Annotated in this window: 24 protein-coding genes, 2 tRNA genes and 2 rRNA genes; 19 read left to right on the forward strand and 9 right to left on the reverse strand. The window is 41.5% G+C overall.

Annotation, left to right across the window (positions count from 1 at the left end):
• Positions 1-102 precede the first annotated feature (102 nt).
• The 9 genes from MKY11_RS03010 to tsaD all read left to right on the forward strand — a co-directional run bounded on the left by MKY11_RS03010 (position 103) and on the right by tsaD (position 7320).
• A 23S ribosomal RNA gene (locus MKY11_RS03010) occupies positions 103-3033 on the forward strand.
• Positions 3034-3094: 61 nt separating this feature from the next.
• Positions 3095-3210 (forward strand): 5S ribosomal RNA (gene rrf / locus MKY11_RS03015).
• Positions 3211-3227: 17 nt separating this feature from the next.
• Positions 3228-3304: transfer RNA gene (locus MKY11_RS03020), tRNA-Met, on the forward strand.
• Between the two features lie 49 nt (positions 3305-3353).
• Positions 3354-3430: transfer RNA gene (locus tag MKY11_RS03025), tRNA-Asp, on the forward strand.
• Between the two features lie 278 nt (positions 3431-3708).
• Positions 3709-4686: a thiamine-phosphate kinase gene (thiL, locus tag MKY11_RS03030; protein WP_342501831.1), complete on the forward strand. Its 978-nt coding sequence runs from the start codon at positions 3709-3711 to the stop codon at positions 4684-4686.
• Positions 4687-4698: 12 nt separating this feature from the next.
• Positions 4699-5175, forward strand: a complete 477-nt coding sequence (gene tsaE, locus MKY11_RS03035; RefSeq protein ID WP_251211076.1) for a tRNA (adenosine(37)-N6)-threonylcarbamoyltransferase complex ATPase subunit type 1 TsaE — start codon at positions 4699-4701, stop codon at positions 5173-5175.
• Positions 5156-5845, forward strand: coding sequence for a tRNA (adenosine(37)-N6)-threonylcarbamoyltransferase complex dimerization subunit type 1 TsaB (tsaB, locus tag MKY11_RS03040; RefSeq protein WP_251211077.1), 690 nt, complete (start codon positions 5156-5158; stop codon positions 5843-5845). Before tsaE ends, tsaB begins: the two co-directional genes overlap by 20 nt.
• Positions 5846-5870: 25 nt before the next feature.
• Positions 5871-6299 (forward strand): ribosomal protein S18-alanine N-acetyltransferase, encoded by a 429-nt coding sequence (gene rimI, locus MKY11_RS03045; RefSeq protein ID WP_008344382.1) that lies wholly within the window; start codon positions 5871-5873, stop codon positions 6297-6299.
• Positions 6292-7320 (forward strand): tRNA (adenosine(37)-N6)-threonylcarbamoyltransferase complex transferase subunit TsaD, encoded by a 1029-nt coding sequence (gene tsaD, locus MKY11_RS03050; protein ID WP_342501832.1) that lies wholly within the window; start codon positions 6292-6294, stop codon positions 7318-7320. Before rimI ends, tsaD begins: the two co-directional genes overlap by 8 nt.
• A 430-nt stretch (positions 7321-7750) precedes the next feature.
• On the opposite strand, the gene MKY11_RS03055 is transcribed toward tsaD, so the two are convergent.
• Entirely contained in the window at positions 7751-9673 is a 1923-nt protein-coding gene (locus tag MKY11_RS03055) for an ABC-F family ATP-binding cassette domain-containing protein (RefSeq protein WP_135010004.1), read from the reverse strand.
• A 138-nt stretch (positions 9674-9811) separates the two neighbouring features.
• Here MKY11_RS03055 and moaC point away from each other — a divergent pair, with 138 nt between their 5' ends.
• Genes moaC through tatC form a run of 4 tightly spaced genes read left to right on the forward strand, consistent with a single transcriptional unit; the run spans position 9812 to position 11950 of the window.
• Positions 9812-10303, forward strand: coding sequence for a cyclic pyranopterin monophosphate synthase MoaC (gene moaC, locus MKY11_RS03060; RefSeq protein ID WP_026050052.1), 492 nt, complete (start codon positions 9812-9814; stop codon positions 10301-10303).
• A 15-nt stretch (positions 10304-10318) separates the two neighbouring features.
• The gene (locus MKY11_RS03065; RefSeq protein ID WP_008355687.1) at positions 10319-10972 is read left to right on the forward strand and encodes a redox-sensing transcriptional repressor Rex; all 654 of its coding nucleotides are present in this window, start codon (positions 10319-10321) and stop codon (positions 10970-10972) included.
• Between the two features lie 27 nt (positions 10973-10999).
• Positions 11000-11179, forward strand: a complete 180-nt coding sequence (locus MKY11_RS03070) for a twin-arginine translocase TatA/TatE family subunit (protein ID WP_008344374.1) — start codon at positions 11000-11002, stop codon at positions 11177-11179.
• 6 nt (positions 11180-11185) lie between these two features.
• Positions 11186-11950, forward strand: a complete 765-nt coding sequence (gene tatC / locus MKY11_RS03075) for a twin-arginine translocase subunit TatC (protein ID WP_096881072.1) — start codon at positions 11186-11188, stop codon at positions 11948-11950.
• Positions 11951-11989: 39 nt separating this feature from the next.
• Here the strand turns inward: tatC and MKY11_RS03080 are convergent, their stop codons facing one another.
• From MKY11_RS03080 to MKY11_RS03090, 3 genes are read right to left on the reverse strand one after another with little or no spacing between them, the layout of a single operon-like run.
• The gene (locus tag MKY11_RS03080) at positions 11990-12616 is read right to left on the reverse strand and encodes an NUDIX domain-containing protein (RefSeq protein WP_098680498.1); all 627 of its coding nucleotides are present in this window, start codon (positions 12614-12616) and stop codon (positions 11990-11992) included.
• 57 nt (positions 12617-12673) lie between these two features.
• A complete protein-coding gene (locus MKY11_RS03085; RefSeq protein ID WP_017366710.1) occupies positions 12674-12868 on the reverse strand; it encodes a YdiK family protein in 195 nt (64 codons plus the stop codon).
• Positions 12865-13599, reverse strand: a complete 735-nt coding sequence (locus MKY11_RS03090; protein ID WP_024719333.1) for a CPBP family intramembrane glutamic endopeptidase — start codon at positions 13597-13599, stop codon at positions 12865-12867. The genes MKY11_RS03085 and MKY11_RS03090 overlap by 4 nt, the downstream gene beginning before the upstream one ends.
• A 229-nt stretch (positions 13600-13828) precedes the next feature.
• Here MKY11_RS03090 and groES point away from each other — a divergent pair, with 229 nt between their 5' ends.
• The 4 genes from groES (at position 13829) to MKY11_RS03110 (ending at position 18592) form a co-directional block, all read left to right on the forward strand.
• On the forward strand, positions 13829-14113 hold the full coding sequence (gene groES, locus MKY11_RS03095; RefSeq protein WP_003214120.1) for a co-chaperone GroES: 285 nt from the start codon (positions 13829-13831) through the stop codon (positions 14111-14113).
• Between the two features lie 56 nt (positions 14114-14169).
• On the forward strand, positions 14170-15804 hold the full coding sequence (gene groL, locus MKY11_RS03100; RefSeq protein WP_007496015.1) for a chaperonin GroEL: 1635 nt from the start codon (positions 14170-14172) through the stop codon (positions 15802-15804).
• Positions 15805-16015: 211 nt separating this feature from the next.
• Positions 16016-16615, forward strand: a complete 600-nt coding sequence (locus tag MKY11_RS03105; RefSeq protein ID WP_203144149.1) for a hypothetical protein — start codon at positions 16016-16018, stop codon at positions 16613-16615.
• A 1551-nt stretch (positions 16616-18166) separates the two neighbouring features.
• Positions 18167-18592: a hypothetical protein gene (locus MKY11_RS03110; protein WP_039170032.1), complete on the forward strand. Its 426-nt coding sequence runs from the start codon at positions 18167-18169 to the stop codon at positions 18590-18592.
• Positions 18593-18637: 45 nt separating this feature from the next.
• Here MKY11_RS03110 and MKY11_RS03115 read toward each other — a convergent pair whose 3' ends face one another.
• The 3 genes from MKY11_RS03115 to MKY11_RS03125 all read right to left on the reverse strand — a co-directional run bounded on the left by MKY11_RS03115 (position 18638) and on the right by MKY11_RS03125 (position 20589).
• Positions 18638-18988: a DUF4064 domain-containing protein gene (locus MKY11_RS03115; RefSeq protein ID WP_008344359.1), complete on the reverse strand. Its 351-nt coding sequence runs from the start codon at positions 18986-18988 to the stop codon at positions 18638-18640.
• Positions 18989-19126: 138 nt separating this feature from the next.
• Complete coding sequence (locus tag MKY11_RS03120; RefSeq protein ID WP_017366718.1) at positions 19127-19594, reverse strand: hypothetical protein; 468 nt, start codon at positions 19592-19594, stop codon at positions 19127-19129.
• Positions 19595-19914: 320 nt separating this feature from the next.
• On the reverse strand, positions 19915-20589 hold the full coding sequence (locus tag MKY11_RS03125) for a hypothetical protein (protein WP_268372850.1): 675 nt from the start codon (positions 20587-20589) through the stop codon (positions 19915-19917).
• A 210-nt stretch (positions 20590-20799) separates the two neighbouring features.
• On the opposite strand from MKY11_RS03125, the gene MKY11_RS03130 reads away from it, so the two are divergent.
• Positions 20800-21168, forward strand: a complete 369-nt coding sequence (locus tag MKY11_RS03130) for an RlpA-like double-psi beta-barrel domain-containing protein (protein WP_003213878.1) — start codon at positions 20800-20802, stop codon at positions 21166-21168.
• 73 nt (positions 21169-21241) lie between these two features.
• Positions 21242-22291, forward strand: a complete 1050-nt coding sequence (locus tag MKY11_RS03135) for a hypothetical protein (protein ID WP_274660875.1) — start codon at positions 21242-21244, stop codon at positions 22289-22291.
• Between the two features lie 218 nt (positions 22292-22509).
• Here the strand turns inward: MKY11_RS03135 and MKY11_RS03140 are convergent, their stop codons facing one another.
• The gene (locus MKY11_RS03140) at positions 22510-22884 is read right to left on the reverse strand and encodes a carboxymuconolactone decarboxylase family protein (protein WP_024719378.1); all 375 of its coding nucleotides are present in this window, start codon (positions 22882-22884) and stop codon (positions 22510-22512) included.
• A gap of 268 nt (positions 22885-23152) precedes the next feature.
• Complete coding sequence (locus tag MKY11_RS03145) at positions 23153-24682, reverse strand: multicopper oxidase domain-containing protein (RefSeq protein ID WP_072367833.1); 1530 nt, start codon at positions 24680-24682, stop codon at positions 23153-23155.
• Between the last annotated feature and the right edge of the window lie 29 nt (positions 24683-24711).

Genomic DNA, 24711 nt, shown 5'->3' on the forward strand with positions numbered 1-24711 from the left:
ACAGGATTGTTCTTTGAAAACTAGATAACAATAAGTAATACATTCACATTGAATGCAATGCAAAGTTCATCACACATAGTGATTCTTTCTAAAGTAAGAAATGGTTAAGTTAGAAAGGGCGCACGGTGGATGCCTTGGCACTAGGAGCCGATGAAGGACGGGACGAACACCGATATGCTTCGGGGAGCTGTAAGCAAGCTTTGATCCGGAGATTTCCGAATGGGGAAACCCACTGCTCGTAATGGAGTAGTATCCATACTTGAATACATAGAGTATGAGAAGGCATACCCGGGGAACTGAAACATCTAAGTACCCGGAGGAAGAGAAAGCAAATGCGATTCCCTGAGTAGCGGCGAGCGAAACGGGAACAGCCCAAACCAAGAGGCTTGCCTCTTGGGGTTGTAGGACACTCTATACGGAGTTACAAAGGAACGATATAAGCGAAGAGGTCTGGAAAGGCCCGCCAAAGAAGGTAACAGCCCTGTAACTGAAATGTTGTTCTCTCCAGAGTGGATCCTGAGTACGGCGGAACACGTGAAATTCCGTCGGAATCCGGGAGGACCATCTCCCAAGGCTAAATACTCCCTAGTGACCGATAGTGAACCAGTACCGTGAGGGAAAGGTGAAAAGCACCCCGGAAGGGGAGTGAAATAGATCCTGAAACCGTGTGCCTACAAGTAGTCAGAGCCCGTTAACGGGTGATGGCGTGCCTTTTGTAGAATGAACCGGCGAGTTACGATCCCGTGCAAGGTTAAGCAGAAGATGCGGAGCCGCAGCGAAAGCGAGTCTGAATAGGGCGCATGAGTACGTGGTCGTAGACCCGAAACCAGGTGATCTACCCATGTCCAGGGTGAAGTTCAGGTAACACTGAATGGAGGCCCGAACCCACGCACGTTGAAAAGTGCGGGGATGAGGTGTGGGTAGGGGTGAAATGCCAATCGAACCTGGAGATAGCTGGTTCTCTCCGAAATAGCTTTAGGGCTAGCCTCAAGGTAAGAGTCTCGGAGGTAGAGCACTGATTGGACTAGGGGCCCCTACCGGGTTACCGAATTCAGTCAAACTCCGAATGCCGATGACTTATCCTTGGGAGTCAGACTGCGAGTGATAAGATCCGTAGTCGAAAGGGAAACAGCCCAGACCGCCAGCTAAGGTCCCAAAGTATACGTTAAGTGGAAAAGGATGTGGAGTTGCTTAGACAACCAGGATGTTGGCTTAGAAGCAGCCACCATTTAAAGAGTGCGTAATAGCTCACTGGTCGAGTGACTCTGCGCCGAAAATGTACCGGGGCTAAACGTATCACCGAAGCTGCGGACTGTTCTTACGAACAGTGGTAGGAGAGCGTTCTAAGTGCAGTGAAGTCAGACCGGAAGGACTGGTGGAGCGCTTAGAAGTGAGAATGCCGGTATGAGTAGCGAAAGACGGGTGAGAATCCCGTCCACCGAATGCCTAAGGTTTCCTGAGGAAGGCTCGTCCGCTCAGGGTTAGTCGGGACCTAAGCCGAGGCCGAAAGGCGTAGGCGATGGACAACAGGTTGATATTCCTGTACCACCTCCTCACCATTTGAGCAATGGGGGGACGCAGGAGGATAGGGTAAGCGCGGTATTGGATATCCGCGTCCAAGCAGTTAGGCTGGGAAATAGGCAAATCCGTTTCCCGTGAAGGCTGAGCTGTGATGGCGAGCGAAATTTAGTAGCGAAGTTCCTGATTCCACACTGCCAAGAAAAGCCTCTAGCGAGGTGAGAGGTGCCCGTACCGCAAACCGACACAGGTAGGCGAGGAGAGAATCCTAAGGTGATCGAGAGAACTCTCGTTAAGGAACTCGGCAAAATGACCCCGTAACTTCGGGAGAAGGGGTGCTTCTTAGGGTGTTAAAGCCCCGAGAAGCCGCAGTGAATAGGCCCAGGCGACTGTTTAGCAAAAACACAGGTCTCTGCGAAGCCGTAAGGCGAAGTATAGGGGCTGACGCCTGCCCGGTGCTGGAAGGTTAAGAGGAGCGCTTAGCGTAAGCGAAGGTGCGAATTGAAGCCCCAGTAAACGGCGGCCGTAACTATAACGGTCCTAAGGTAGCGAAATTCCTTGTCGGGTAAGTTCCGACCCGCACGAAAGGCGCAACGATCTGGGCACTGTCTCAACGAGAGACTCGGTGAAATTATAGTACCTGTGAAGATGCAGGTTACCCGCGACAGGACGGAAAGACCCCGTGGAGCTTTACTGCAGCCTGATATTGAATGTTGGTACAGCTTGTACAGGATAGGTAGGAGCCTTGGAAACCGGAGCGCTAGCTTCGGTGGAGGCATCGGTGGGATACTACCCTGGCTGTATTGACCTTCTAACCCGCTGCCCTTATCGGGCAGGGAGACAGTGTCAGGTGGGCAGTTTGACTGGGGCGGTCGCCTCCTAAAATGTAACGGAGGCGCCCAAAGGTTCCCTCAGAATGGTTGGAAATCATTCGCAGAGTGTAAAGGCACAAGGGAGCTTGACTGCGAGACCTACAAGTCGAGCAGGGACGAAAGTCGGGCTTAGTGATCCGGTGGTTCCGCATGGAAGGGCCATCGCTCAACGGATAAAAGCTACCCCGGGGATAACAGGCTTATCTCCCCCAAGAGTCCACATCGACGGGGAGGTTTGGCACCTCGATGTCGGCTCATCGCATCCTGGGGCTGTAGTCGGTCCCAAGGGTTGGGCTGTTCGCCCATTAAAGCGGTACGCGAGCTGGGTTCAGAACGTCGTGAGACAGTTCGGTCCCTATCCGTCGCGGGCGCAGGAAATTTGAGAGGAGCTGTCCTTAGTACGAGAGGACCGGGATGGACGCACCGCTGGTGTACCAGTTGTTCTGCCAAGGGCATCGCTGGGTAGCTATGTGCGGACGGGATAAGTGCTGAAAGCATCTAAGCATGAAGCCCCCCTCAAGATGAGATTTCCCATTCCGCAAGGAAGTAAGATCCCTGAAAGATGATCAGGTTGATAGGTCTGAGGTGGAAGCGTGGTGACACGTGGAGCTGACAGATACTAATAGATCGAGGACTTAACCTATATTCTAATGTGAAAAATGAACATTGTTATCTAGTTTTGAGAGAACATTCTCTCCATCAGGTTTGGTGGCGATAGCGAAGAGGTCACACCCGTTCCCATACCGAACACGGAAGTTAAGCTCTTCAGCGCCGATGGTAGTTGGGGGTTTCCCCCTGTGAGAGTAGGACGCCGCCAAGCTTGTCATTTTATATCGTCGCGGGGTGGAGCAGTTCGGTAGCTCGTCGGGCTCATAACCCGAAGGTCGCAGGTTCAAATCCTGCCCCCGCAACCAAATTATTTTACCTATTAAATAGGGAGTACTCATTGAGTACAGCCAAAATGGTCCGGTAGTTCAGTTGGTTAGAATGCCTGCCTGTCACGCAGGAGGTCGCGGGTTCGAGTCCCGTCCGGACCGCCATTTTTATGACTTGTAAACGAAAACGTATAGTTTCGTTTTTTTTTATGTCTTTTTCTTTCAATAAGTATCCTAGATGCAATGAAACTCCTTGTGTTTGGCTACACTAAATGTGATAAGAAAAGATCATGACTTCAACAAACAACGCCTGGTTTTTTTATACCAGGCTTTCTTTATATCGTTTTTAGTTGGAACCGAGGCTCATATTCGCTACACTAATACTAACTGTGTCTGACATCATGTTTGCTCAATCAGTTGATTGTATGAAGGGGCTGTCTTTTATGGATGAATTTGATCTTATTCGCCGAATTACACCAAAAGAAACGCATCAGCGTTCTTTGGTCATGGGCATCGGTGATGATGCTAGTGTTTATCAACCTCATTCACATTGTGAAGAGGTCGTTTGTGTTGATACAATGGTAGAGCATGTCCATTTTCGATTTGATTTTTCCACACCCTTTGAGGTTGGATTTAAAGCGCTGGCAGTGAATATCAGTGATATCGCAGCCATGGGAGGAACCCCTAAGTATTATCTTGTATCAATCGCGATCCCGCCTCATGGGGATGAAGCAATTGTCGCAGCTTTTTACGAGGGAATGAAAGCATTGGCTGACAGATATCATATGGATTTAATCGGTGGAGATACAGTAGCCACCCGCAGTGACTTTGTCATCACAGTAACGGTCATTGGTGAGATTCCAAAGGGAACAGCCTGTTACCGTCATAGTGCTCAGACAGGAGACGTTGTCTTTGTCACAGGTGAACTAGGTTCTTCAGCTGCTGGGCTATCCCTTTTAATGAATGAAGTAAATGTTGCACATTCGATTGACACTGCTTTTTTTCTAGAGCGACACAAAATGCCGCAGCCGCATATTGCTGCTGGCCTTATTTGTTCAAGCTTCCCCCGGGTGACCTTGAATGATGTGAGTGACGGATTAGCGAGTGAGTTAAACGAAATAGCGGAAGCTAGTCGTGTGACGATTGAAATTGAAGCTGATCAGCTCCCAAAACATCCACATCTCCCGTTGTTACATAAAGAATGGCTTGAATGGGTCTTGTTCGGTGGAGAGGATTTTGTCTTAACTGGTACGATCCCTGAAACGGATTGGCAGCGATTTGAGACGCAATGTAAAAAAGATCACATTCAGGTCACGCGTATTGGACAAGTCAAAGATGATCGAGCGTCCAGCGTTATTTTAAAAGACCATGATCAACAAACAATTTTAATGAAAAAAGGATATAATCATTTTAAGAAATGAGGTGACTCCACCATGAAGTTAACGTGGACAACAAAAGGTGCGGATGAGACGAAACGAATTGCTGCTGACTTGGCTACACTTGTGATGCCCGGCGATGTCTTAACATTAGAAGGAGACTTAGGCGCAGGTAAAACGACTTTTTCAAAAGGTTTTGCAGAAGGCTTAGGTATTACCCGTATCGTCAACAGCCCTACTTTTACAATTATTAAAGAATATACGGATGGCAGACTGCCACTTTATCATATGGATGTGTATCGTATGGAAGATGCGGAAGAAGATATTGGACTGGGCGAATATTTTGAGGGGGAAGGTGTATGTTTAGTTGAATGGGCACATCTCATTGAACCTCAATTGCCTTCATCGTATTTAAAAATTGAAATGCTGAGAACAGAACGTGAAGAAGAACGTCATCTCACGTTTTATGCAAAAGGGGAGCGCTATGAGGCCCTTTGTAAGGAGATGAAAGACATTGACCATACTGGCAATTGATACGTCAAACCATACACTCGGAATAGCTCTTGTCCGTGATGACACTGTGGTTGGGGAAAGTATTACGTACTTAAAGAAGAATCATTCAGTACGAGCAATGCCGACAGTTGAAGCACTGATGAAAGAATGCGGCGTAGCACCGAACGAATTAAGCAAAATTGTTGTAGCCAAAGGACCCGGTTCTTACACTGGCGTTAGAATCGGTGTGACCATTGCAAAAACACTTGCTTGGACGCTGTCTATCCCGATAACTGCTGTTTCAAGTTTAGAAACGCTGGCGGCAAATGCTCGATATTTTGATGGAATGATTTCTCCTATATTTGATGCAAGAAGAGGACAAGTTTATACAGGGTTATATACATTTGAAGATGGAAAGATAAAAGAAGCGAAACCAGATCAAAATATCCTGCTCACTGATTGGCTTCAAGAGCTGAAAAAGGAAGGGAACTCTGTTTTATTTCTTGGACATGATGTGCATCTTCATCAAGAGAATGTTCTCTCCATACTTGGAGAAACTGCTGTGATCGCAGACGAGGCATTTCACAACCCAAGACCTTCAGTGCTCGCATTTTTAGGGGCAGACCGCCCTTCTGATGATGTCCATCAGCTTGTTCCTAATTATATTCGTTTGGCAGAAGCGGAAGTGAAATGGCTTGAAGGACAAAAATAATCTCAACACAGTAGAGATGCGAAGAATGACAGTAGAGGACATCCCAGAGGTATATACGATTGAAGTGCATTCGTTTACAGCGCCTTGGAAAAAAGAGTCGTTTGTCTATGAAATTCTCCATAACCAATATAGCCATTATTTCCTCATTGAAGAAGATGGTCAGCCTGTTGGGTATTGCGGCGTTTGGATTGTCATGGATGATGCACAAATTACGAATATTGCGATTCTCCCTGAGCACCGGGGAAAAGGATACGGGGAAGCGCTGCTTCGATATGTCATGGAATTTTGCAAAGAAAAAAAGACAGATCATCTTTCACTAGAAGTGCGGGTATCAAATACGCCAGCACAATCCCTTTATGAAAAGCTAGGTTTTAAACCAGCTTCTATTCGAAAGAATTATTATACGGATAACGGGGAAGATGCATTAGTCATGTGGGTGAAGATAAATGAGTGAAAAAAAAGATCGATTTATATTAGGTATAGAAACAAGCTGTGACGAAACAGCTGCGTCCATTGTGAAAAATGGGAAAGAGATCGTAGCGAATGTTGTCGCTTCACAAATAGAAAGTCATAAACGATTTGGCGGCGTGGTACCAGAAATCGCTTCAAGGCATCATGTGGAACAAATGACGATCGTATTAGAAGAAGTCATGACGCAGGCCAATATGACCTTTCAGGATTTAGACGCCATTGCTGTGACAGAAGGGCCGGGCTTAGTTGGTGCACTTTTGATAGGTGTCAATGCAGCCAAAGCATTGAGTTTTGCACATCAGATTCCGCTTGTTGGTGTTCATCATATTGCTGGACACATTTATGCGAACCAGCTCGTTGGTGAACTGGTGTTTCCTTGTTTAGCTCTAGTCGTCTCTGGCGGGCATACTGAGCTTGTCTTGATGAAAGAGCATGGGTCTTTTGAGGTCATTGGCGAAACGTTGGATGATGCGGCTGGAGAAGCGTATGACAAAGTAGCTCGGACGATGGGTCTGCCATATCCAGGGGGACCTCACATTGATCGATTGGCACATGAAGGGGAGCCAACGATTAAGCTTCCTCGAGCGTGGCTTGAAGAAGGATCCTATCATTTTAGCTTCAGCGGTTTAAAATCAGCGGTCATCAACACGTTACACAATGCGTCTCAAAAGGGCGAAACCATTGCGCCAGAGGATTTGGCTGCAAGTTTCCAAGAAAGCGTGATTGAGGTGCTGGTTGGAAAGACCTTAAAAGCGGCTGAAGCGTATGGTGTGAAACAAGTCGTTCTAGCTGGCGGGGTTGCTGCCAATAAAGGTCTTAGAGAAGCCCTTACTTCAGCATTTGCGAAGTTGCCTGAAGTGAATGTCATGATTCCGCCATTGTCTCTTTGTACAGACAATGCAGCCATGATTGGTGCTGCGGGAACCATTGCATATGAAAAGGGAATAAGAGGCGACATGGCAATGAACGGTCAACCTGGACTGCCGCTTGTATCCTATGAATAAGAACTCCTGTGGATACAGGAGTTTCAGCGTGTAGACAAACACTCGCATTCTTTGTCAGTCCTGCGTGCTGGTGCTTCCTAGGGCTGCAAAGGTTTTCTATCACGCTGAAAAGAAGACAAAGGGCTAAAATCAAGTTCATTTTAGCCCTTTGTCAAAAATTTGGAACTCCTGTGGATATACAGGAGTTTTTTCTATTGAAATGAAAGCGATTTATTCACATGTAAACGTTATATATCCACAATTGTTAGAAAATTCGTTTTAAAATGAAGAGAATGTGTATAAATGTGATCTTTTATGTGGATATGTGATTAAAATACTGTGGATAAAGTGGATAACTTTAAAATATTTAAGAATAATCAAGATGTTATTGTGGGTATCATTGTGGATAAAGATTCTCACCTTAAAAAAAGAGCACCCGTTAGGGCACTCTTTATGCATCTGATAGATCTTCCCATTCCGCAAAAAGTGATTCCATCTCTTGATTGAGCGCATCATTTTCTGTTTGAATGGCTTGTACTTTCTCGTGATCTTGGAAAATAGCAGGATCACATAGAAGCTCTTCGTTTTCACCGAGCTTGTCTTCGATGACAGCGATACGCTCTTCAATTTCTCCAATTCGGCGCTGCTTTTGTCTTTCTTTCTTTTTGAGTTCTTTCTCTTCTGCATAGGAAAGTTTTGCTGTTTCTACTGGTTTTTCTGCTTGTTTTTTATGCGTCTCCTGAGTTTGGAGTGCTTCAAGCTCTAATTGTTCGTTTTTCTTTTCAAGATAATAGTCGTAGTCACCGAGGTATTCTTTTGTTTCATTTGGTGACAACTCGAGAACTTTTGTTGCCAAGCGATTGATAAAGTAACGGTCATGCGAAACAAACAAGATGGTGCCTGGATAATCTATTAGTGCATTCTCTAATATTTCCTTACTGTCCAAATCAAGATGGTTCGTCGGCTCATCGAGAATGAGAAAATTGGCTTTTTGGAGCATCAGCTTTGCCAGTGCAAGTCGTGCTTTTTCTCCACCACTTAAAGCATGTACAGGCTTTAAGACGTCATCACCTGAAAAAAGGAAGTTTCCTAAACAAGTTCGAATGTCTTTTTCAGTCATATGGGGATAATCATCCCAAAGTTCATTTAACACTTTTTTGGAGGATGTCAGCTTGGCTTGTTCCTGATCATAGTAGCCAATCGTCACATGAGAACCAAAGCTGATCTCGCCTTTTACTGGTTTTAACGTATCCGTTAAGGTTTTTAAAAGAGTTGATTTCCCGATACCGTTAGGACCGATGAGTGCCACGCTATCCTCCCGTTTAATATGAAAAGAGAGGGAGGAGAGGAGCGGCGTTTTTTGATCGTAACTAATATCGAGATCATGCACCTTCAGCACGTCATTTCCGCTTTGCCTCATAATATCGAAATGGAAGTTTGCGGATTTTTCATCTCCTAACGGCTTATCTAAACGATCCATCCGTTCCAGCTGTTTCCGTCTACTTTGAGCACGCTTTGTGGTGGATGCTCTTGCTAAGTTGCGATCCACGAAATCTTGAAGCTTCGAAATTTCTTCTTGCTGTTTTTCATACAGCTTCATATCACGCTCTAGCTGCTCAGCTTTTTGGTCAAGATACTTGCTATAGTTCCCTGCGAACTTTTTCATCGCTGTTCTTGACACTTCATATACATGGTTCACGACTTTGTCTAAGAAGTATCGGTCATGGGAAACGATAAGGATGGCTCCTGTATAATTTTGCAAATACTGCTCAAGCCATGATAAGGTATCAATATCTAGATGGTTGGTTGGCTCATCCAAAATCAAGAGTTCTGGTTTCATCAATAATAGCTTTCCAAGCGCTAGACGGGTTTTCTGACCGCCGCTTAAGGATTGGACAGTTGTATGGTCTTCAAAATGACTAAAGCCGAGTCCGTGTAAAATAGAGCGGACATCTGCTTCATATTGATAGCCGCCTTGATCTTTAAATGCTTGCTGCAGCCTGTCATAGGTTTTCATTAGAGAATCTAATTCTGTTCCTGTGGAAGAAGCCATTTTCTCTTCTATGGTTCTCATCTCTTGTTCCATTTCTTTTAAATGATCGAAAACGGATAGTAGTTCGTCTTTTAGCGTACGTGTAGACGTCACATCTGTATGCTGTGCTAGATATCCAATGGATAGGTCTTTCGGTTTGATGATCTCACCTTGTTCGTAAGACATTTGACCGGCAATGATTTTTAAAAGCGTGGATTTTCCTGCACCGTTACGACCGACAATGGCAATACGATCCCTCGCTTTGACTTCCAATTTTATATTCGTTAAAACGGTATCAGCGCCAAACGATTTGGACAGCTGATTCACTTGTAGAATCATCATGTAACTTCACCTCTGCTATAATATGTTAAGTGTAGCTTATCAGCAGTAAACCGGCAAATCTTACATACGGCTACCATGGTCAAATGAAAGACAGATAGGAAAAAATAGTGTATGATTTGAGTGAGGGAGCGTTGAAAGATGAGTCAATTTAGCCACTTTAACGAACAAGGAAGAGCAAAGATGGTCGACATTAGTGACAAATCGTCTACAGTGAGAACTGCCGTTGCTGTTTCAAGCGTTCGTATGATAAAAGAAGTATTTCATCAAATACAAAAGCATGACATTGGAAAAGGGGATGTATTATCTGTCGCACAGGTAGCTGGCATCATGGCAGCAAAGCAAACGTCCAGCATCATTCCAATGTGTCATCCGCTTGCATTAAAAGGTGTCGATATCTCCTTTGATTGGGAGGAAGACGGAAATGCGTACATTCTGAACATACAAGTACAGGTGAAAACAAAAGGAAGTACGGGTGTGGAGATGGAAGCGCTCACTTCTGCCTCAGTATGTGCACTGACCGTTTATGACATGTGCAAAGCAATAGACAAAGGGATGATCATCGGCCCGACCTATCTAGTAGAAAAAACAGGCGGGAAAAACGGTGATTTTCACAGAGCATCTGATATTTAAGTTGGAGGATCTTATATGAATATAGACCAGTCAAAAATTCCACAAGCGACAGCCAAACGTTTGCCGCTTTACTACCGTTTTTTAAAAAATCTGCATGCATCAGGAAAACAAAGGGTGTCATCGGCAGAGCTTAGTGATGCAGTCAAAGTGGATTCTGCCACCATTCGCCGAGATTTTTCTTACTTTGGTGCACTTGGGAAGAAAGGTTATGGCTATAATGTCGATTACCTCTTGACCTTCTTTAGAAAGACCCTTGACCAAGATGAAATGACGAATGTCATGCTCATCGGTGTCGGGAATTTAGGGACTGCTTTTTTACACTATAATTTCATTAAAAATAATAATACAAAAATTTCAATGGCTTTTGACGTCAATGAGAGTAAAATAGGAAGTGAGATAGGCGGCGTGCCTGTCTATGATTTGGATAAGCTTGAAGAGCATGTGCAAGAGGTAGGAGATATTCCTGTTGCGATTTTGACAGTGCCTGCCGTAGCAGCTCAATCCATTACAGATCGTTTGATTGCCCTTGGCATCAAAGGAATCCTTAACTTTACGCCGGCTCGATTGAATGTGCCGGAACACATTCGAATTCATCATATAGATTTGGCGGTTGAACTTCAGTCTCTTGTGTATTTCTTAAAGCATTACTCTGTTACACAGGAGGACTGACGAAAAGGGGTAAAGGGGGTGGAGCAAATGGGTCCGATCGGTCCTGGAAGTTTGGTTCTGATTGCGGTTGTTGCGCTCATTATTTTTGGGCCGAAAAAGCTTCCTGAATTAGGAAGAGCAGCAGGAGATACATTACGTGAATTCAAAAATGCCACAAAAGGTTTAGCTGATGATCAGGAAGAAAAAAAGAAAAAAGAAGATCAGTAGAATAGGATGAGCTTCATGAATGTCAAAGATATGCCGCTTATGGAGCATATTGTGGAACTGCGAAAACGTTTAGTGATCATTGCGATGTTTTTTGTCACCTTTATGGTGGCAGGTTTTTTTCTCGCTAAGCCGGTCATTGTGTATTTACAAAATACCGATGAAGCGGCCACACTGACATTGAACGCATTTAAGCTCACAGATCCACTGTACGTGTTTATGCAGTTCGCTTTTGTCATTGCTCTTGTTTTGACGTGTCCCGTGATCTTATATCAGCTTTGGGCGTTTGTGAGTCCTGGCTTATATGAAAAAGAAAGAAAGGTGACACTTGCTTATATTCCGATTGCACTGCTTTTATTTCTGAGCGGTGTGGCTTTCTCTTATTTTATTTTGTTTCCATTTGTCGTCGATTTTATGATACGGATGTCAAATGATTTACATGTGGAGCAAGTGATTGGGATTCATGAGTATTTTACATTTCTGATGCAGTTAACACTTCCATTTGGCTTTTTGTTTCAGATGCCTGTCGTGTTGATGTTTCTCACTAGACTTGGTATCATTACACCGATGTTTTTATCAAAAATACGGAAGTATGCCTATTTTGTCCTCCTTGTCATTGCCGCACTTATTACACCGCCAGAGCTCGTTTCTCACCTCATGGTTACCTTGCCAATGCTCGTTTTGTATGAAGTGAGTATTGTCATTTCAAGAGTGACCTATCGCAAAATGCAGCAAACAGAGACAGAGGAGAAAGAAAATGATGTTGTCTCATAAAAAAGCATCGTGATCCAAATAGGGGTCACGATGCTTTTTCTATTGTGAAAGAAATTGATTGATTGCTTGAAAGAGATGCTCATAATAGGCAGGTTCATGCGGGACAAAATCATGTACATGGACCTCTCTCTTTTCCTCACGTCGCTTGCCGTCTGCATCCACTTCAAAGCCCTCGATGTTCATTTTTTCGCATTCTCTATTTAAAAGCTGCTGTGCATCCATCAGCCTTGCTCTATAAAGTCCAGCAACTTCTTCTTTCTGTAGATGGACATCCATGTGCTCTTTTTGATCCATATAAAGATACACATGGCAAAACTCACGATCGGTAAACGAAGGCATATGGATTTCATCTTTAATGACACCAGCAAAGGTAAGATTCTCAAACGAGATGGAGAGACCAAGCTCTTCTTCGACTTCTCTGATGCCATCAGAAGGCTGTTCATCTGCGAGAAGGTGGCCTGCTGCGGTGATATCAAGTAGAGAAGGGAAATCCTTTTTGGAGGGACTCCTCAGCTGAAAATAGAGAAACACTGTGTCATCTTCCTTTTTTAAAAGCCAGAAATGAAAGGTTTCATGCCAAAGGCCCTCAGCATGGATATCAGATCGAGCGGCTGTACCAATCGTTTCATGCTGATTGTTCATGATGTTCAGTTTTTCGTGTTCCATGAAAACATGACCTCCATAAAAAAACCATTTTCCAAACGGCGGAAAATGGTTTTTGCTTTATTTTTGCTGCTGTTTTTTCATTTTGACAGAAAAAGCAAACATTTTTAACGCGATATTGATATTATAGGCCGCAAACACCATCAGCAAAATGCTGTAAAATGACCACATGTCACCTGGATTTTGAATGGCCATATAGGTGAACGCCACACCTACGGCAAAATAAATAATGCCCCATACGACAGGGTTTCTCATGAGAAAAAGCCTCCAATAATCATTTGCATTGTTTGAGATTGTTCTTCAATCATTTTTCTTACTGGCTCAATCTGCACAAGAATGACGAGCGAGTTCATCAGCATGTGTGCGCCGATTGGAACAATGATTCGTTTTGTTTTCGCATATAAAAAGGCAAATGTAAAGCCCATTGCGGTATAGAGCAAGATATGTGGGAAATCATTGTGTACAGCAGCAAAAACCACTGAACTGACAAGTGCGCCAATGAAAAAATTCGTTTTTTCATAAACCACACCAAAAATGATTTTTCGAAAAATGATTTCTTCTAATATCGGTCCAATCAGAGCGATGACGATTACAAGCCATGGAACTGCATCCATAATGGCTAAAATGTTTTGAGTATTTTCGGATTCTCGGCTAATGCCAAATGCATATTGTTCAATCGCCCCCGCAATGGATTGTGCAAAGAGGGAAAGAAAGAAACCGCCAATGATCCAAGCGATTGCCACGCCGACTGATGCCGGTGCTTCATTTCGAAGTGAAGCTTTTGGTACAGTCCGAAGGATGAGCAGAATAATGATTAGTCCAATACAGAAGCTGATGATTGTCCATGTTCCTGACAATTTGGAGAGCTCTGCTTGTGTCATCGGTGTCTGAATGTAACCTAACCACTTCATGATGAACACATACGGAAACGCAGAAAATTGCACCAATATATACGTTAAGATGATGTACCAATATTGTTTTTTCAAGTAACGAAAACCCCTTTACTAAAAGAACTAGATTTATTGTAACACAAGTCTTCTTTTTCGTTGAAAAGGAAAGAATCGGTGATAAAAAAAGATCATGAAAGCGTAAAAATTTTTAAAGGTTTTTACTTGAAATTACAGAAGACATTCTTTATTATAATAAATGTGTTAGCACTCACTAGTGATGAGTGCTAAAAAAGACTACATATAAAAATTGAGGAGGTTGTTTCTTATGTTAAAGCCATTAGGCGATCGCGTAATCATTGAACTCGTTGAATCTGAGGAAAAAACCGCTAGCGGTATTGTCTTACCGGATTCTGCAAAAGAAAAACCGCAAGAAGGTAAAATTGTTGCAGCAGGTTCAGGTCGTGTACTTGAAAGTGGTGAGCGCGTTGCGTTAGAAGTAAACACAGGCGACCGCATTATCTTCTCAAAATATGCAGGTACTGAAGTGAAATATGAAGGAAAAGAATATTTAATCCTTCGTGAAAGCGACATTTTAGCTGTTATTGGTTAATCACATAAACAAAGATTGAGATAAATTTCTAAAAAGACTGAGGAGGTTTCGTTATTATGGCAAAAGATATTAAGTTCAGTGAAGAAGCACGTCGTGCGATGTTACGTGGTGTAGATGCACTTGCAGATGCTGTAAAAGTAACTTTAGGACCTAAAGGACGTAACGTGGTTCTTGAGAAAAAATTCGGTTCTCCACTTATCACAAATGATGGTGTAACGATTGCAAAAGAAATCGAATTAGAAGATGCATTTGAAAACATGGGTGCAAAACTTGTGGCTGAAGTTGCAAGCAAAACAAACGATGTAGCTGGTGACGGTACTACTACTGCAACGGTTCTAGCTCAAGCGATGATCCGTGAAGGTCTTAAAAACGTAACAGCTGGTGCAAACCCTGTTGGCGTTCGTAAAGGAATCGAAGAAGCAGTGAAAGTAGCACTTGAAGGCTTGCATGAGATTTCTAAACCAATCGAAGGTAAAGAATCAATTGCTCAAGTTGCGTCTATTTCTGCAGCAGATGAAGAAGTCGGCAGCCTAATTGCTGAAGCGATGGAGCGTGTAGGAAACGACGGCGTCATCACAATTGAAGAATCTAAAGGTTTCACAACTGAGCTTGAAGTGGTTGAAGGAATGCAGTTTGACCGTGGATACGCTTCACCATACATGGTCACTGATTCTGATAAGATGGAAGCGGTTCTTGAAAATCCTTACATCTTAATCACTGATAAAAAGATCACAAACATTCAAGAAATCCTTCCTGTACTTGAGCAAGTCGTACAACAAGGAAAACCATTATTGATCATTGCTGAAGATGTAGAAGGCGAAGCACTTGCAACACTTGTTGTGAACAAACTTCGTGGAACATTCAACGCAGTGGCAGTAAAAGCACCTGGATTCGGTGATCGTCGTAAAGCAATGCTTGAAGACATCTCTGTTCTAACTGGCGGAGAATTAATCACAGAAGACCTAGGACTTGACCTGAAATCAACTGAAATTGGTCAGCTTGGCCGTGCGTCTAAAGTGGTTGTTACAAAAGAAAACACAACGATCGTAGAAGGATCAGGAGATTCTGCTCAAATCGCAGCACGCGTGAACCAAATTCGTGCGCAAGTAGAAGAAACAACTTCTGAATTCGATAAAGAAAAATTACAAGAACGTCTTGCAAAACTAGCTGGCGGCGTTGCTGTCATCAAAGTTGGTGCTGCAACTGAAACAGAACTAAAAGAGCGTAAACTACGCATCGAGGATGCACTGAACTCAACTCGTGCAGCAGTTGAAGAAGGTATCGTATCCGGTGGTGGTACAGCACTTGTGAATGTATACAACAAAGTCGCTTCCATCGAAGCTGATGGTGACGTTCAAACAGGTGTGAACATCGTTCTACGTTCTCTTGAAGAGCCAATTCGTCAAATCGCTCACAACGCAGGTCTTGAAGGATCAGTCATCGTTGAGCGCTTGAAAAACGAAGAAATTGGCGTAGGCTTCAACGCAGCAACAAACGAATGGGTAAACATGATCGAAAAAGGAATCGTTGACCCAACAAAAGTCACTCGCTCTGCACTTCAAAACGCAGCTTCTGTAGCAGCTATGCTTCTTACAACTGAAGCAGTCGTAGCTGACAAACCAGAAGAAGGCGGCTCAGGCGGCGGAATGCCGGATATGGGCGGCATGGGCGGAATGGGTGGCATGATGTAATTACGGATTTAAACCCTTATTAAGTAAGGGTTTCTCCGTAAGTCACACTCATTTTGGTGCCACATAGAAAAATTAGAGGCTTTTCATTAGTTCTTCGAACTTTTGAGAGGCTTCTTTTTTCTGTATTTTTTATATGGTTAAAAATAGATGTTCAGCAAATAGAACCAACATAGTATAATAATGTTAACAAATCATATCATCAGGAGAGAAAATGGCTAAAATTCCAATCAAACCAATAATTAATACTATTAAAGATCATGCACCACGAGCGGGGAAGTTTATTAAAGAAAACTGGAAAGAAGTAGTTACAGTAGTTGAAAGAGCTGATGCTGTTGGTAAAAGAGTAAATGACTATAGAAAATCCAAAAAAGCAGTTAAACAAAATCAGGGAAAAATGCATTTTCGAAAAGCACGTTATGCCCATTACAAAACCAAAATAATGGGTGAATTGGATAATAAAAAAAGAAGAGAGCTCTTTCAATATAAGTTAGAAGTAGAACAGTTTATTAGACAAATAAAGAACGAAGAAGATAATGAATTGGGTGTAAAAAAACCAATACATTCAAAGCGAACGAAAAAATGGAAAGAGGTACTTATCCAAATTATTGATAAAATGAAAATTAAAGATTATCAAGAATATTTAATGTTGTATAATAACCCAAATTATGAATGTAATTATTTTGAAGGTTATGAAGGTGAAGTAGAGAAGTTCAAAAGAATAATAAACAGCGATGATTATGAAGAACTTCATAATTTTATTTTTTCGAAAACCGGTAAGAGTAAAAGCGAAATCGAAAAAGATTTCTTATAGAAGAAACTCATATTAGAGACAATCTAATATGGGTTTCATTTTTATATCATAAAACAATGTTTGAGAATATGGGGTATAACAAATTGTGTGAAAAAACGTTAATTTAATATTAATCTAATGAAGTACTAGATCGCTCAATAAATATTTTTTTCATTAATAACAAAGAATAAAATCCAATTTGAAGGGATTGTTAGAAGAAAAAAAAAGCTCGACGAAATAGAAAGCGGATATTTTGATTCGGGACAGGTCTTTGAAGAAGAAGCACCTTGTGATCCAGATCAGACAATACGGTTGCTATACAATTGCGCTATTTATAATATATTTAGGGAGTGGTTCTTAATTAATTTAGTTGTTTGGGAATCACTTATAAACGTAGAATGACAAGCAAGAGATTGGGAATCAGATATTAATATTAAAGTTATTAGTTTTTAATTCTAAATTTCAGGTGTAGGTATATTGTGTTATATTATGAGGATTGGTTGGAATGTATTTATATTTTAAGATTGTGGAACTGAAAAAAATTACCAAAAAATCTAACGATGAGCCAGGTATTGGAGTTGAATTGAATAATGGATTAATTGTGACAGTTGGAGAGAATGATTGTCATTATAGATGCTTTAAAAATTATAGTTGGGGTACTGGATAACAGAACAGTACTTATGAAGGCAGTCTTTCTTTAAAAATAGAATGTTTGTTTCAGAATCTAACTCCACGAGAGGAAGCATATTTATATGAATGGCTAACCAAATTAAGCGAAGAGTCAGAACTTCGTATAATAATGAAAGCAGAAATCTATGAAGATGATATTAAAAAGAGGAAGATTAGAAAAAACATAAAAGCGGGTCCAGAAGGTCTAGAAAGCGTATAGCAAGACAGTTGTTGGCAGCTACCTATCTGAAACCTCTGCGTGATGTTGCTGCTGAATAAAGTTCCGTATATCGTTCAAAAATCGCATAAGTTGTAAAGAGCTTGAATGACTTTGTAGATGGCAGTCAAGAGCAAAGTGAAATTATAATTAACTTTTCTTATCTATTCGACAAATTAAGGAAAAAAGAGAAAATAAGATGACTTCTCGTCTTATATTTACCTCTAGCAAAGTACTAACATTTTGCAGCTTTACAAACTTAGATTTAAAGCCGTTTCGCTATACATCATTAAAGATGTTACAGTTTAAAACGTTATGGGATACGTGATCTGTAGAACTGTTAGAGAAGCAATGAAAAGCTAGTAGGCTTTAAAATCATCATTGATGAAGTTCAGGCTGCTTTTAAATTAACCCAAAATCAACACGAAAGGGATTATGCCGGCATCATCATTGAACAGCTGAAAGCAGAGGGAGATGTGGAAATGGCTGATGCGATGAAAAAAATTAGAATAAGCATGAGAAATGCACTCTGACGATTAAAAATGCTTTTGTTGATTTGAGAAACAAGAGATTTCATAGAGCATACAGTTTTTTCTTTAAAATTACATAAAAAAATCCACTATTTCCATAAAAAATCAGCTGAATTCCTTATAATAAAAGTATCTGAGAACGGGGAGTGAGTCGAGATGGACCAAAACGTGCTGCAAATGGATCAAGATAGATCAGAGAATGAATTCGCGGTTCTTAATATATCTTCTAAAGAGATTGGTGCTCTATCAAAGGGAGCAGCGGAGCAGATTTTACAAACGGGAGATACGGACCGTATTCATCAGCTGATGTACGTTCCGATTGAAAAGAAAGAAGATTTGAATTGGCTGATCCAATGTGTTGGGGAGGCGCTAAAGAATGAAGTTGGTGATGACGTTGCACTAGAAGTAGCTGATTTGCTCTATTTCTTTGTCATTCCGTATTATGGGAAGTATATGTTGAAAGATCGTCATTTGTATGAGGATATCGATCATTTACTGGTACGATTAGCATCTAGAGCTCACTCGGATATTGACACGCTGATTGATATCATAAGAGAAGATTTAAATGAAAATATACAATAAAAGAAGCTTGTAGAGTGGCCCTCTACAAGCTTTTTTATATCAACTTTATTCAGCTGGAACTGTTTTGACAGGCTCTTTTCTAAACACACCCATGCATCCTGCGATGAGGATTAAAACAGCTGGAAGGATAAAGAACATAGAAATAGAAATAATACCACCAACAGCAGATACTAATAATAAAATCCCGCCAAGCTTTGCTTTTTTCTTCACGATAACAGATGCCACAATCGCAAGAATAGAGAAAAGCATCGCTGCCCAGCCTAATCCTGTGATTTGACTCGTACCTGATTCACTAAATGCCGCATCGAGTCCTCCAAAGGCAATGGCAAACATTGCACCGAAAAATCCAAAAATTCCTCCAATTAAGCCTAAAACAAATTCCGTTGTTCTTTTCATGATACTTTCCCCCGATATGTAAATAAGAATTATTGGTACTTAAGAACCAACACAATCTTACTCATCGGCATTCTTTTCACAATGTTAATAGTTTTGTTAAAAAAAACAAGAAAATCCATAAAGAATTTTCTTGTCCAATTACTGGGCTCTCTCCCAGGTAATCTTTGTTTCATTTGTTGTTTTCTTTCCTTTTGCCAGTACTTTTCCGTTTTCCTGTTTCACGGTAATGTTTAGGTCATAAAAGGAGTAGAGGGCGCCGAGGCTGTCATTTTCCGGTTTATGCAGGTTGTTTTCCTTTTCAGTGGATGCACCAATAGCTAGTGTTTTGGCAAAGTTCAAACCAATGACTTCAGCGTAATCACTATTGGTCTCAGATGAAGCCGTCACGTTTAAGGAAATGACTTTTTTCTTTTGATCAACTGTGATCGCTGTGTCTTTTACGAGCTTAGACTGCTCCATAACCTCTTTCGTTTCATTTTGAATGCGTTCATTAATCGTTGGAAGTGCCGTAGATTCTGTTTTTTCTTCTTTTGCCGTATTTGAGCATGCTGCTAGGATAGAGAAGGTTGCAACAAGACTCATGAAAACAAGTAGACTTTTTCTCACGTTCTTTCTCCTTTGTTCTTCAAAGTATGTATGCTTATGTTACCACGAATTGATGTTTTGATTAAAAGAGAAGTGTTGATAAGCTGTGAACAATCAAAAGCACCAAAGTTGGGTGCTCCAGCGTGTAGACAAACCCTCGCATTCGGTGTCAGGCCTGCGCGTCGGTGCTACCGAATGTCAAATTCGCTCCGCGCCGGTGCTCGCCCTTCCTAGACTGCAAAGGTTTTCTTGCACGCTGAAAAGAAGACAAAGAGCTAAAATAAAATCATTTTAGCTCTTTGTCAGCAATTTTGAAGCACCCAAAGTTGGGTGCTCGTGTTTTATTGTGCTGAAAGGGTTGTACTAAGTGGGATAGACGAAATGACCGTGAATTTTGGAGCCGGAGCACCAGATTCTAGATTTTTGCGTAAAAGAGATGATTTGACGGTGCCGTCCCATTTTTTATAGACACTTCCAGATGTATTTGCACGGAGCTGTACATTAGAGAAACTTGCTTGCGAGTAGCTGTTTGTTCCATTATCTTGTACGCCGTGTACCATTTTGACGACATCGAGGTCTTTCAGACGACTAGGGTTGAAAACAGGCTGTTTATAACGCAGTTTCCCGTTGACGTATAGTGACACTGTGCCATCACCATTGTTGATGAGCTTTAAGTTGACACGTGCACCATCTTTAATACTTGAATCGTATTCGCTGTTCCAATATTGACTGCCGCCTTGGGAGCCGGTGCCCAGGAAGACCTTATAGCCAGAAGATGTTTTTGAAATCCCGCTTTCAACAACGGCAGAACCGAGACCAAGATACCAGTCGGCATAGCCATTTTTAATGGTGGCTGTTTTTGGCAGCACAATATCAGCCGAGATACCTGACCATTTGGCTTCATCCGTTTGTGTCACGATGGCGCCGTGACGAGGACTAGCCGCAGAGGCAGGAATACTTGAAAGCATCAATACGAAGGTCAAACTTACACTCAAAACGATGAACCACTTTTTCATGAAAATTCCTCCTTATCTTTGATTCATTTCTATTATATAAAACAAAAGGGAGGGATCTACTGACAATGTTCTGGCTGTTTTTGGTGAAATTTATGAACAAAATCGGTCATTAAGTGGTCAACTTGTATTCGAATTGTAATGTGACTGTAAAATAACTGGGTGCATCTTCATGTATAATAGGGTCAGAAACCAAATACGGAGGATTTTTTAATGAATAAAAAGCTTATCGCGACAATCGTAACAGTAGCTAGTTTATTTTTAGCGTTTAGTTTCTCACATGGAGCAAGTGCAAAAAAAGTAAGCGGCAATATTACATGGTATAATGGTGTCGGTAAAAAAGGCGCAGATGGAAAAAAACTCGGTCATTGGGATGCAGCAACGAAAATGGGATTTGACGTACCGAAAAAAGGTACAAAACTAAGAGTGACAACAAAAGCGAAACCACATAAAGTGATTACAGTATATAAATATGATGTAGGTAGAATGCCAAACGCAGTATTAGACGTAAGTCCGAAAGCATTCAAAGCACTTGGGTATAAAACAAGTAAAGGTGTCGTCAAAGGGCATTACACTTATTAATACATAGGCATGCAAAGAAGCGGGAAAAGTTCATTTTCTGGCTTCTTTTCTTGTGGAGAGGGTCTGAAAGTCAATGAAAAAATCAACATGGTGGATCATCACAGTAATTGGAGTCGTAGTGATTGCGGCCGTCATCTTCTTCATGATAAAGCCGGGGCAAGAGGCAAAACATGCAGGAAAAGTGAAAACAAATCAAGATGCAAAAGACGAATTGCTTGTTTCATTTACGGATCAAAAGTTAAACAATACTTATTACTTGTATGACAAGGCGCTTCATACAGAGAAACTGACAGCATATCCTTCAATTGCTTATGATCAGGCGAAACAGCTTTTATACTACACGTATACAGATGAAGACACACAAAAAGTAAGTATACGGGAATTGAATGTGAAAACGGATAAAGAAAAAACGCTCTTTACGAGTGACGATTCAATCGACAGTATGAGACTTTCTGGTGACGGAAAACAGTTATATCTAAGGTATAACAAGGATTCAGGTGAGCAATTTTATGTAGCGTCTTTTGATTTGAAAACACAGAAAGTGAAAGTGTTATATCCAGAAAAAAGTAATGATGATACGGTGAGTTCTTTTGCTTATGATCCATCATCAAATCTGTTGGCCATTCAGCATTATTCGTTAAAAGAGGATTATAAAAAGACGGATGAGGCAAATGAAAAAGGAATGGATCCTGAACCAACGACCATGAAGATTACCCTACAAACAGGTGAGAAGGGTAAGCGAATTGCACGTATTTCTCAAACCATCAATGATATTTCTTTTTCACCAGATCATAAAAAACTCATTTATACAGAAGTGAAGGTTCGAAATGAAAAAGAAGTATCATCTATTAAGGTGATGGATGTAGATACAGGAAAAACAAAGACACTTGTTAAAAACAGCCAAGATGTGCGTATTTTAAGTGCTGCCCAGCCACAATTTTCTGCGGATGGTACATCTGTTTATTTCTTAGGTGTTGCAAAGAACGCAAAGGAATTAAAGGATGACACAGGACGAAAGGCGAAGGTCAGAACCATTTTTGAATATGATATTAAGAAGAAAACAGTAGAAACCGCTTGGGAGAAAGAAGGCGGGATTGTTAACAATTTCACTGTCAATCGGTAAAAGGTGCGCGTTCAGTTATTTTATATAACTGGACGTTTTTTTATTTTGTCATGGGATGTGTCGGTGAAAAATGCGGATTTGTGAAATGAACATCACTTTTTATGCAAGGAAATGAGTGGTATTTTGATATTTTGCTACTGTGACAGAATCAGCGTAAGAGAGTAAAGTAAGTGGAAATAAAAAAACGAGAGGACAGAAGACTTCTCGTTTTCTCTTATTTATTTATTGTTTTCATCTAGTAAGTTCTGAAAAATAAACAAGGCATTAATGGAATGAGGGAATCCTGCAACCTTTGTACAGTGCTTAATGATCTCCATAATCTCTATAACAGAGAGCCCGATATGTAATGCTTGTACAAAATGAGCTTTTAACTCTTCATCACAATCACCTTTTGCAATGAGAGCCGATAATGTGCTGATGGCCTTCTGTTTTTCATCTAATATGAAGTGATTGAATTCTTTTTGTTCACCGAGTTCAATTGTTAGTTGTTCAATGTTTGATCGAATGCTCTCGTTTTCATGAATTGAAAGCTTCTCCCTGTTACCTGCCACTGTTTCTTGCTTGACATGGCAAGTCTCTTTTTCTTCATTCAAATTGAACTCCTCCGTTTTTTATGACGATTTTCTATTTGTTCGTGCATGGTTTCTTAAGTGCCTTTTGATAGAGGTAATGGGTATATAGTAGTATTATCGGTTTACTTCGTCAACTTTTTAAGTGTGGAATGTTCAAAAAAATGCCATTCATGCGATACATTGTTCGTTTTTTCTCATGGAGATTGAAAAGAAAATAGAGGGCTAATATATAGAAGCTGTTAGCCCTTTTTCATATTACGCAATTAACAGAGAGGAGGTTTCATATTTACTAAATGATATCCATCGGCCGCATCATGTCATAATCCTCGTGTTCTAAAATGTGACAATGCCACACATATCGTCCGCTATATGGGACAAACCGAGCGATGATGCGAATGACTTCACCGGCATGCGCCTGAATTGTATCCTTGTAGCCTTGTTCATGCAAAGGAGGCGCTTCATTTGGTCCCGTGTACACGATTTCACCTGTTGATTGATAGATGTCTGTATCGAATGGTCTTCTATCAATCACCCGAAATTGAACAAGATGTAAATGAATAGGGTGTGTGCCCCTTGTTGGGTTGACAATGTTCCATACCTCTACACTACCAAGTCGAGGATTTTCCGTGACAGGATCATTCCAAAACCGGTTATCTAGTAATAAAATCGGGCGCCCATATTTATCTTGTGTGCCAGTAAGGGTCAGTGTTCGCTCGTTATCAGCTCGGCTCGGCCGGAGCGGTGGCAGTGGTTTGAAGATCGGACGTAATGTTTTAGCTGCTCTTCCTTTGAGCGGACGAGTTACTTTAAATTGCATAATGTTCGCATCTGTTTCTGGATTGACATCCTGACCGCAGCCTGCCGTATTTTTTAAAACAATTGTTTTGTTTTCGTAAGCTGAGAAGTCGATGATAACATCAAAACGTTCAGCAGGTGCAATGCTAAAAGATTGGTGATGAACAGGTCTTGGCAAAAAGCCGCCATCAGATCCAATTTGTAAGATTGTGGCGTCATTGTCTAGATGAAGCTCGTAAGTTCTTGTATTGGACGCGTTTAAGATACGAAAACGATATTTTCGAGGCTCTACTTCTAAATATGGCCATACTTTTCCATTGACTAAAATCGTTTCCCCGCAAAAAAATGGCACGATAGAGGGATCTGGAAGGTCACTATCTTCTGGTGTGTTATTTGGTCTACTTGGGTAAAACAGTGCGCCATCCTCCTGGAATGTCCGGTCCATGATCATTAAAGGGATATCATATTCATCTTTCGGTAATTCGAGTGATTTTTCAAACGCATCTGAGATCAAATAAAAGCCAGCTAATCCGGCGTATACATTTAATCGGGTCAATGCCATGGCATGATCGTGATACCACAATGTGCATGCTTGCTGGTGATTAGGGTATTCGTAAACCTCTCGTTCAAAGAAGGGTCCGGTCGCTTCAAAGTCTCGCGAAAACCAAGCCTCCGGATAACCGTCACTGCTTGCAGGTGTCACGCCCCCATGCAGGTGAACGACTGTTTTGACTTCGGGTTCATCATGATGTCCAGCGTGAATGGTATGATCGACAGGCAGGAAGTGTTTCAGCGGCAATTTGTTCATCCATTTCACTTTGACCTTTTCATTTCGATTCGCTTTAATGGTTGGACCCGGCAAACTGCCATTATAGGTCCATAGCTTGGTTGGTGGCAGATCTCTATGAACTTTTAGGAACACCTCCTCCATAGCGATTTCATAATACGTTTGTCTTGGGTTTTTTTTGACGGGCTCTGCGACTTCTGGAATTGGCAGCTCGTCAACAAACTTTTCTAGGTTCATGTTGACTAATCCTCACTTAAAATCAATTT

This window comes from Bacillus sp. FSL W7-1085 (assembly GCF_038595035.1).
Taxonomy (GTDB): Bacteria; Bacillota; Bacilli; order Bacillales; family Bacillaceae; genus Bacillus; species Bacillus altitudinis.

What these genes read in the sequence shown, in the direction of transcription:
- thiL (WP_342501831.1), top strand. Translation starts at nt 3,709, where the DNA reads ATGGATGAATTTGATCTTATTCGCCGAATTACACCAAAAGAAACGCAT.
- tsaE (WP_251211076.1), top strand. Translation starts at nt 4,699, where the DNA reads ATGAAGTTAACGTGGACAACAAAAGGTGCGGATGAGACGAAACGAATT.
- rimI (WP_008344382.1), top strand. Translation starts at nt 5,871, where the DNA reads ATGACAGTAGAGGACATCCCAGAGGTATATACGATTGAAGTGCATTCG.
- tsaD (WP_342501832.1), top strand. Translation starts at nt 6,292, where the DNA reads ATGAGTGAAAAAAAAGATCGATTTATATTAGGTATAGAAACAAGCTGT.
- MKY11_RS03055 (WP_135010004.1), bottom strand. Translation starts at nt 9,673, where the DNA reads ATGATGATTCTACAAGTGAATCAGCTGTCCAAATCGTTTGGCGCTGAT.
- moaC (WP_026050052.1), top strand. Translation starts at nt 9,812, where the DNA reads ATGAGTCAATTTAGCCACTTTAACGAACAAGGAAGAGCAAAGATGGTC.
- MKY11_RS03065 (WP_008355687.1), top strand. Translation starts at nt 10,319, where the DNA reads ATGAATATAGACCAGTCAAAAATTCCACAAGCGACAGCCAAACGTTTG.
- MKY11_RS03070 (WP_008344374.1), top strand. Translation starts at nt 11,000, where the DNA reads ATGGGTCCGATCGGTCCTGGAAGTTTGGTTCTGATTGCGGTTGTTGCG.
- tatC (WP_096881072.1), top strand. Translation starts at nt 11,186, where the DNA reads ATGAGCTTCATGAATGTCAAAGATATGCCGCTTATGGAGCATATTGTG.
- MKY11_RS03080 (WP_098680498.1), bottom strand. Translation starts at nt 12,616, where the DNA reads ATGGAACACGAAAAACTGAACATCATGAACAATCAGCATGAAACGATT.
- MKY11_RS03085 (WP_017366710.1), bottom strand. Translation starts at nt 12,868, where the DNA reads ATGAGAAACCCTGTCGTATGGGGCATTATTTATTTTGCCGTAGGTGTG.
- groES (WP_003214120.1), top strand. Translation starts at nt 13,829, where the DNA reads ATGTTAAAGCCATTAGGCGATCGCGTAATCATTGAACTCGTTGAATCT.
- groL (WP_007496015.1), top strand. Translation starts at nt 14,170, where the DNA reads ATGGCAAAAGATATTAAGTTCAGTGAAGAAGCACGTCGTGCGATGTTA.
- MKY11_RS03105 (WP_203144149.1), top strand. Translation starts at nt 16,016, where the DNA reads ATGGCTAAAATTCCAATCAAACCAATAATTAATACTATTAAAGATCAT.
- MKY11_RS03110 (WP_039170032.1), top strand. Translation starts at nt 18,167, where the DNA reads ATGGACCAAAACGTGCTGCAAATGGATCAAGATAGATCAGAGAATGAA.
- MKY11_RS03115 (WP_008344359.1), bottom strand. Translation starts at nt 18,988, where the DNA reads ATGAAAAGAACAACGGAATTTGTTTTAGGCTTAATTGGAGGAATTTTT.
- MKY11_RS03125 (WP_268372850.1), bottom strand. Translation starts at nt 20,589, where the DNA reads ATGAAAAAGTGGTTCATCGTTTTGAGTGTAAGTTTGACCTTCGTATTG.
- MKY11_RS03130 (WP_003213878.1), top strand. Translation starts at nt 20,800, where the DNA reads ATGAATAAAAAGCTTATCGCGACAATCGTAACAGTAGCTAGTTTATTT.
- MKY11_RS03135 (WP_274660875.1), top strand. Translation starts at nt 21,242, where the DNA reads ATGAAAAAATCAACATGGTGGATCATCACAGTAATTGGAGTCGTAGTG.
- MKY11_RS03145 (WP_072367833.1), bottom strand. Translation starts at nt 24,682, where the DNA reads ATGAACCTAGAAAAGTTTGTTGACGAGCTGCCAATTCCAGAAGTCGCA.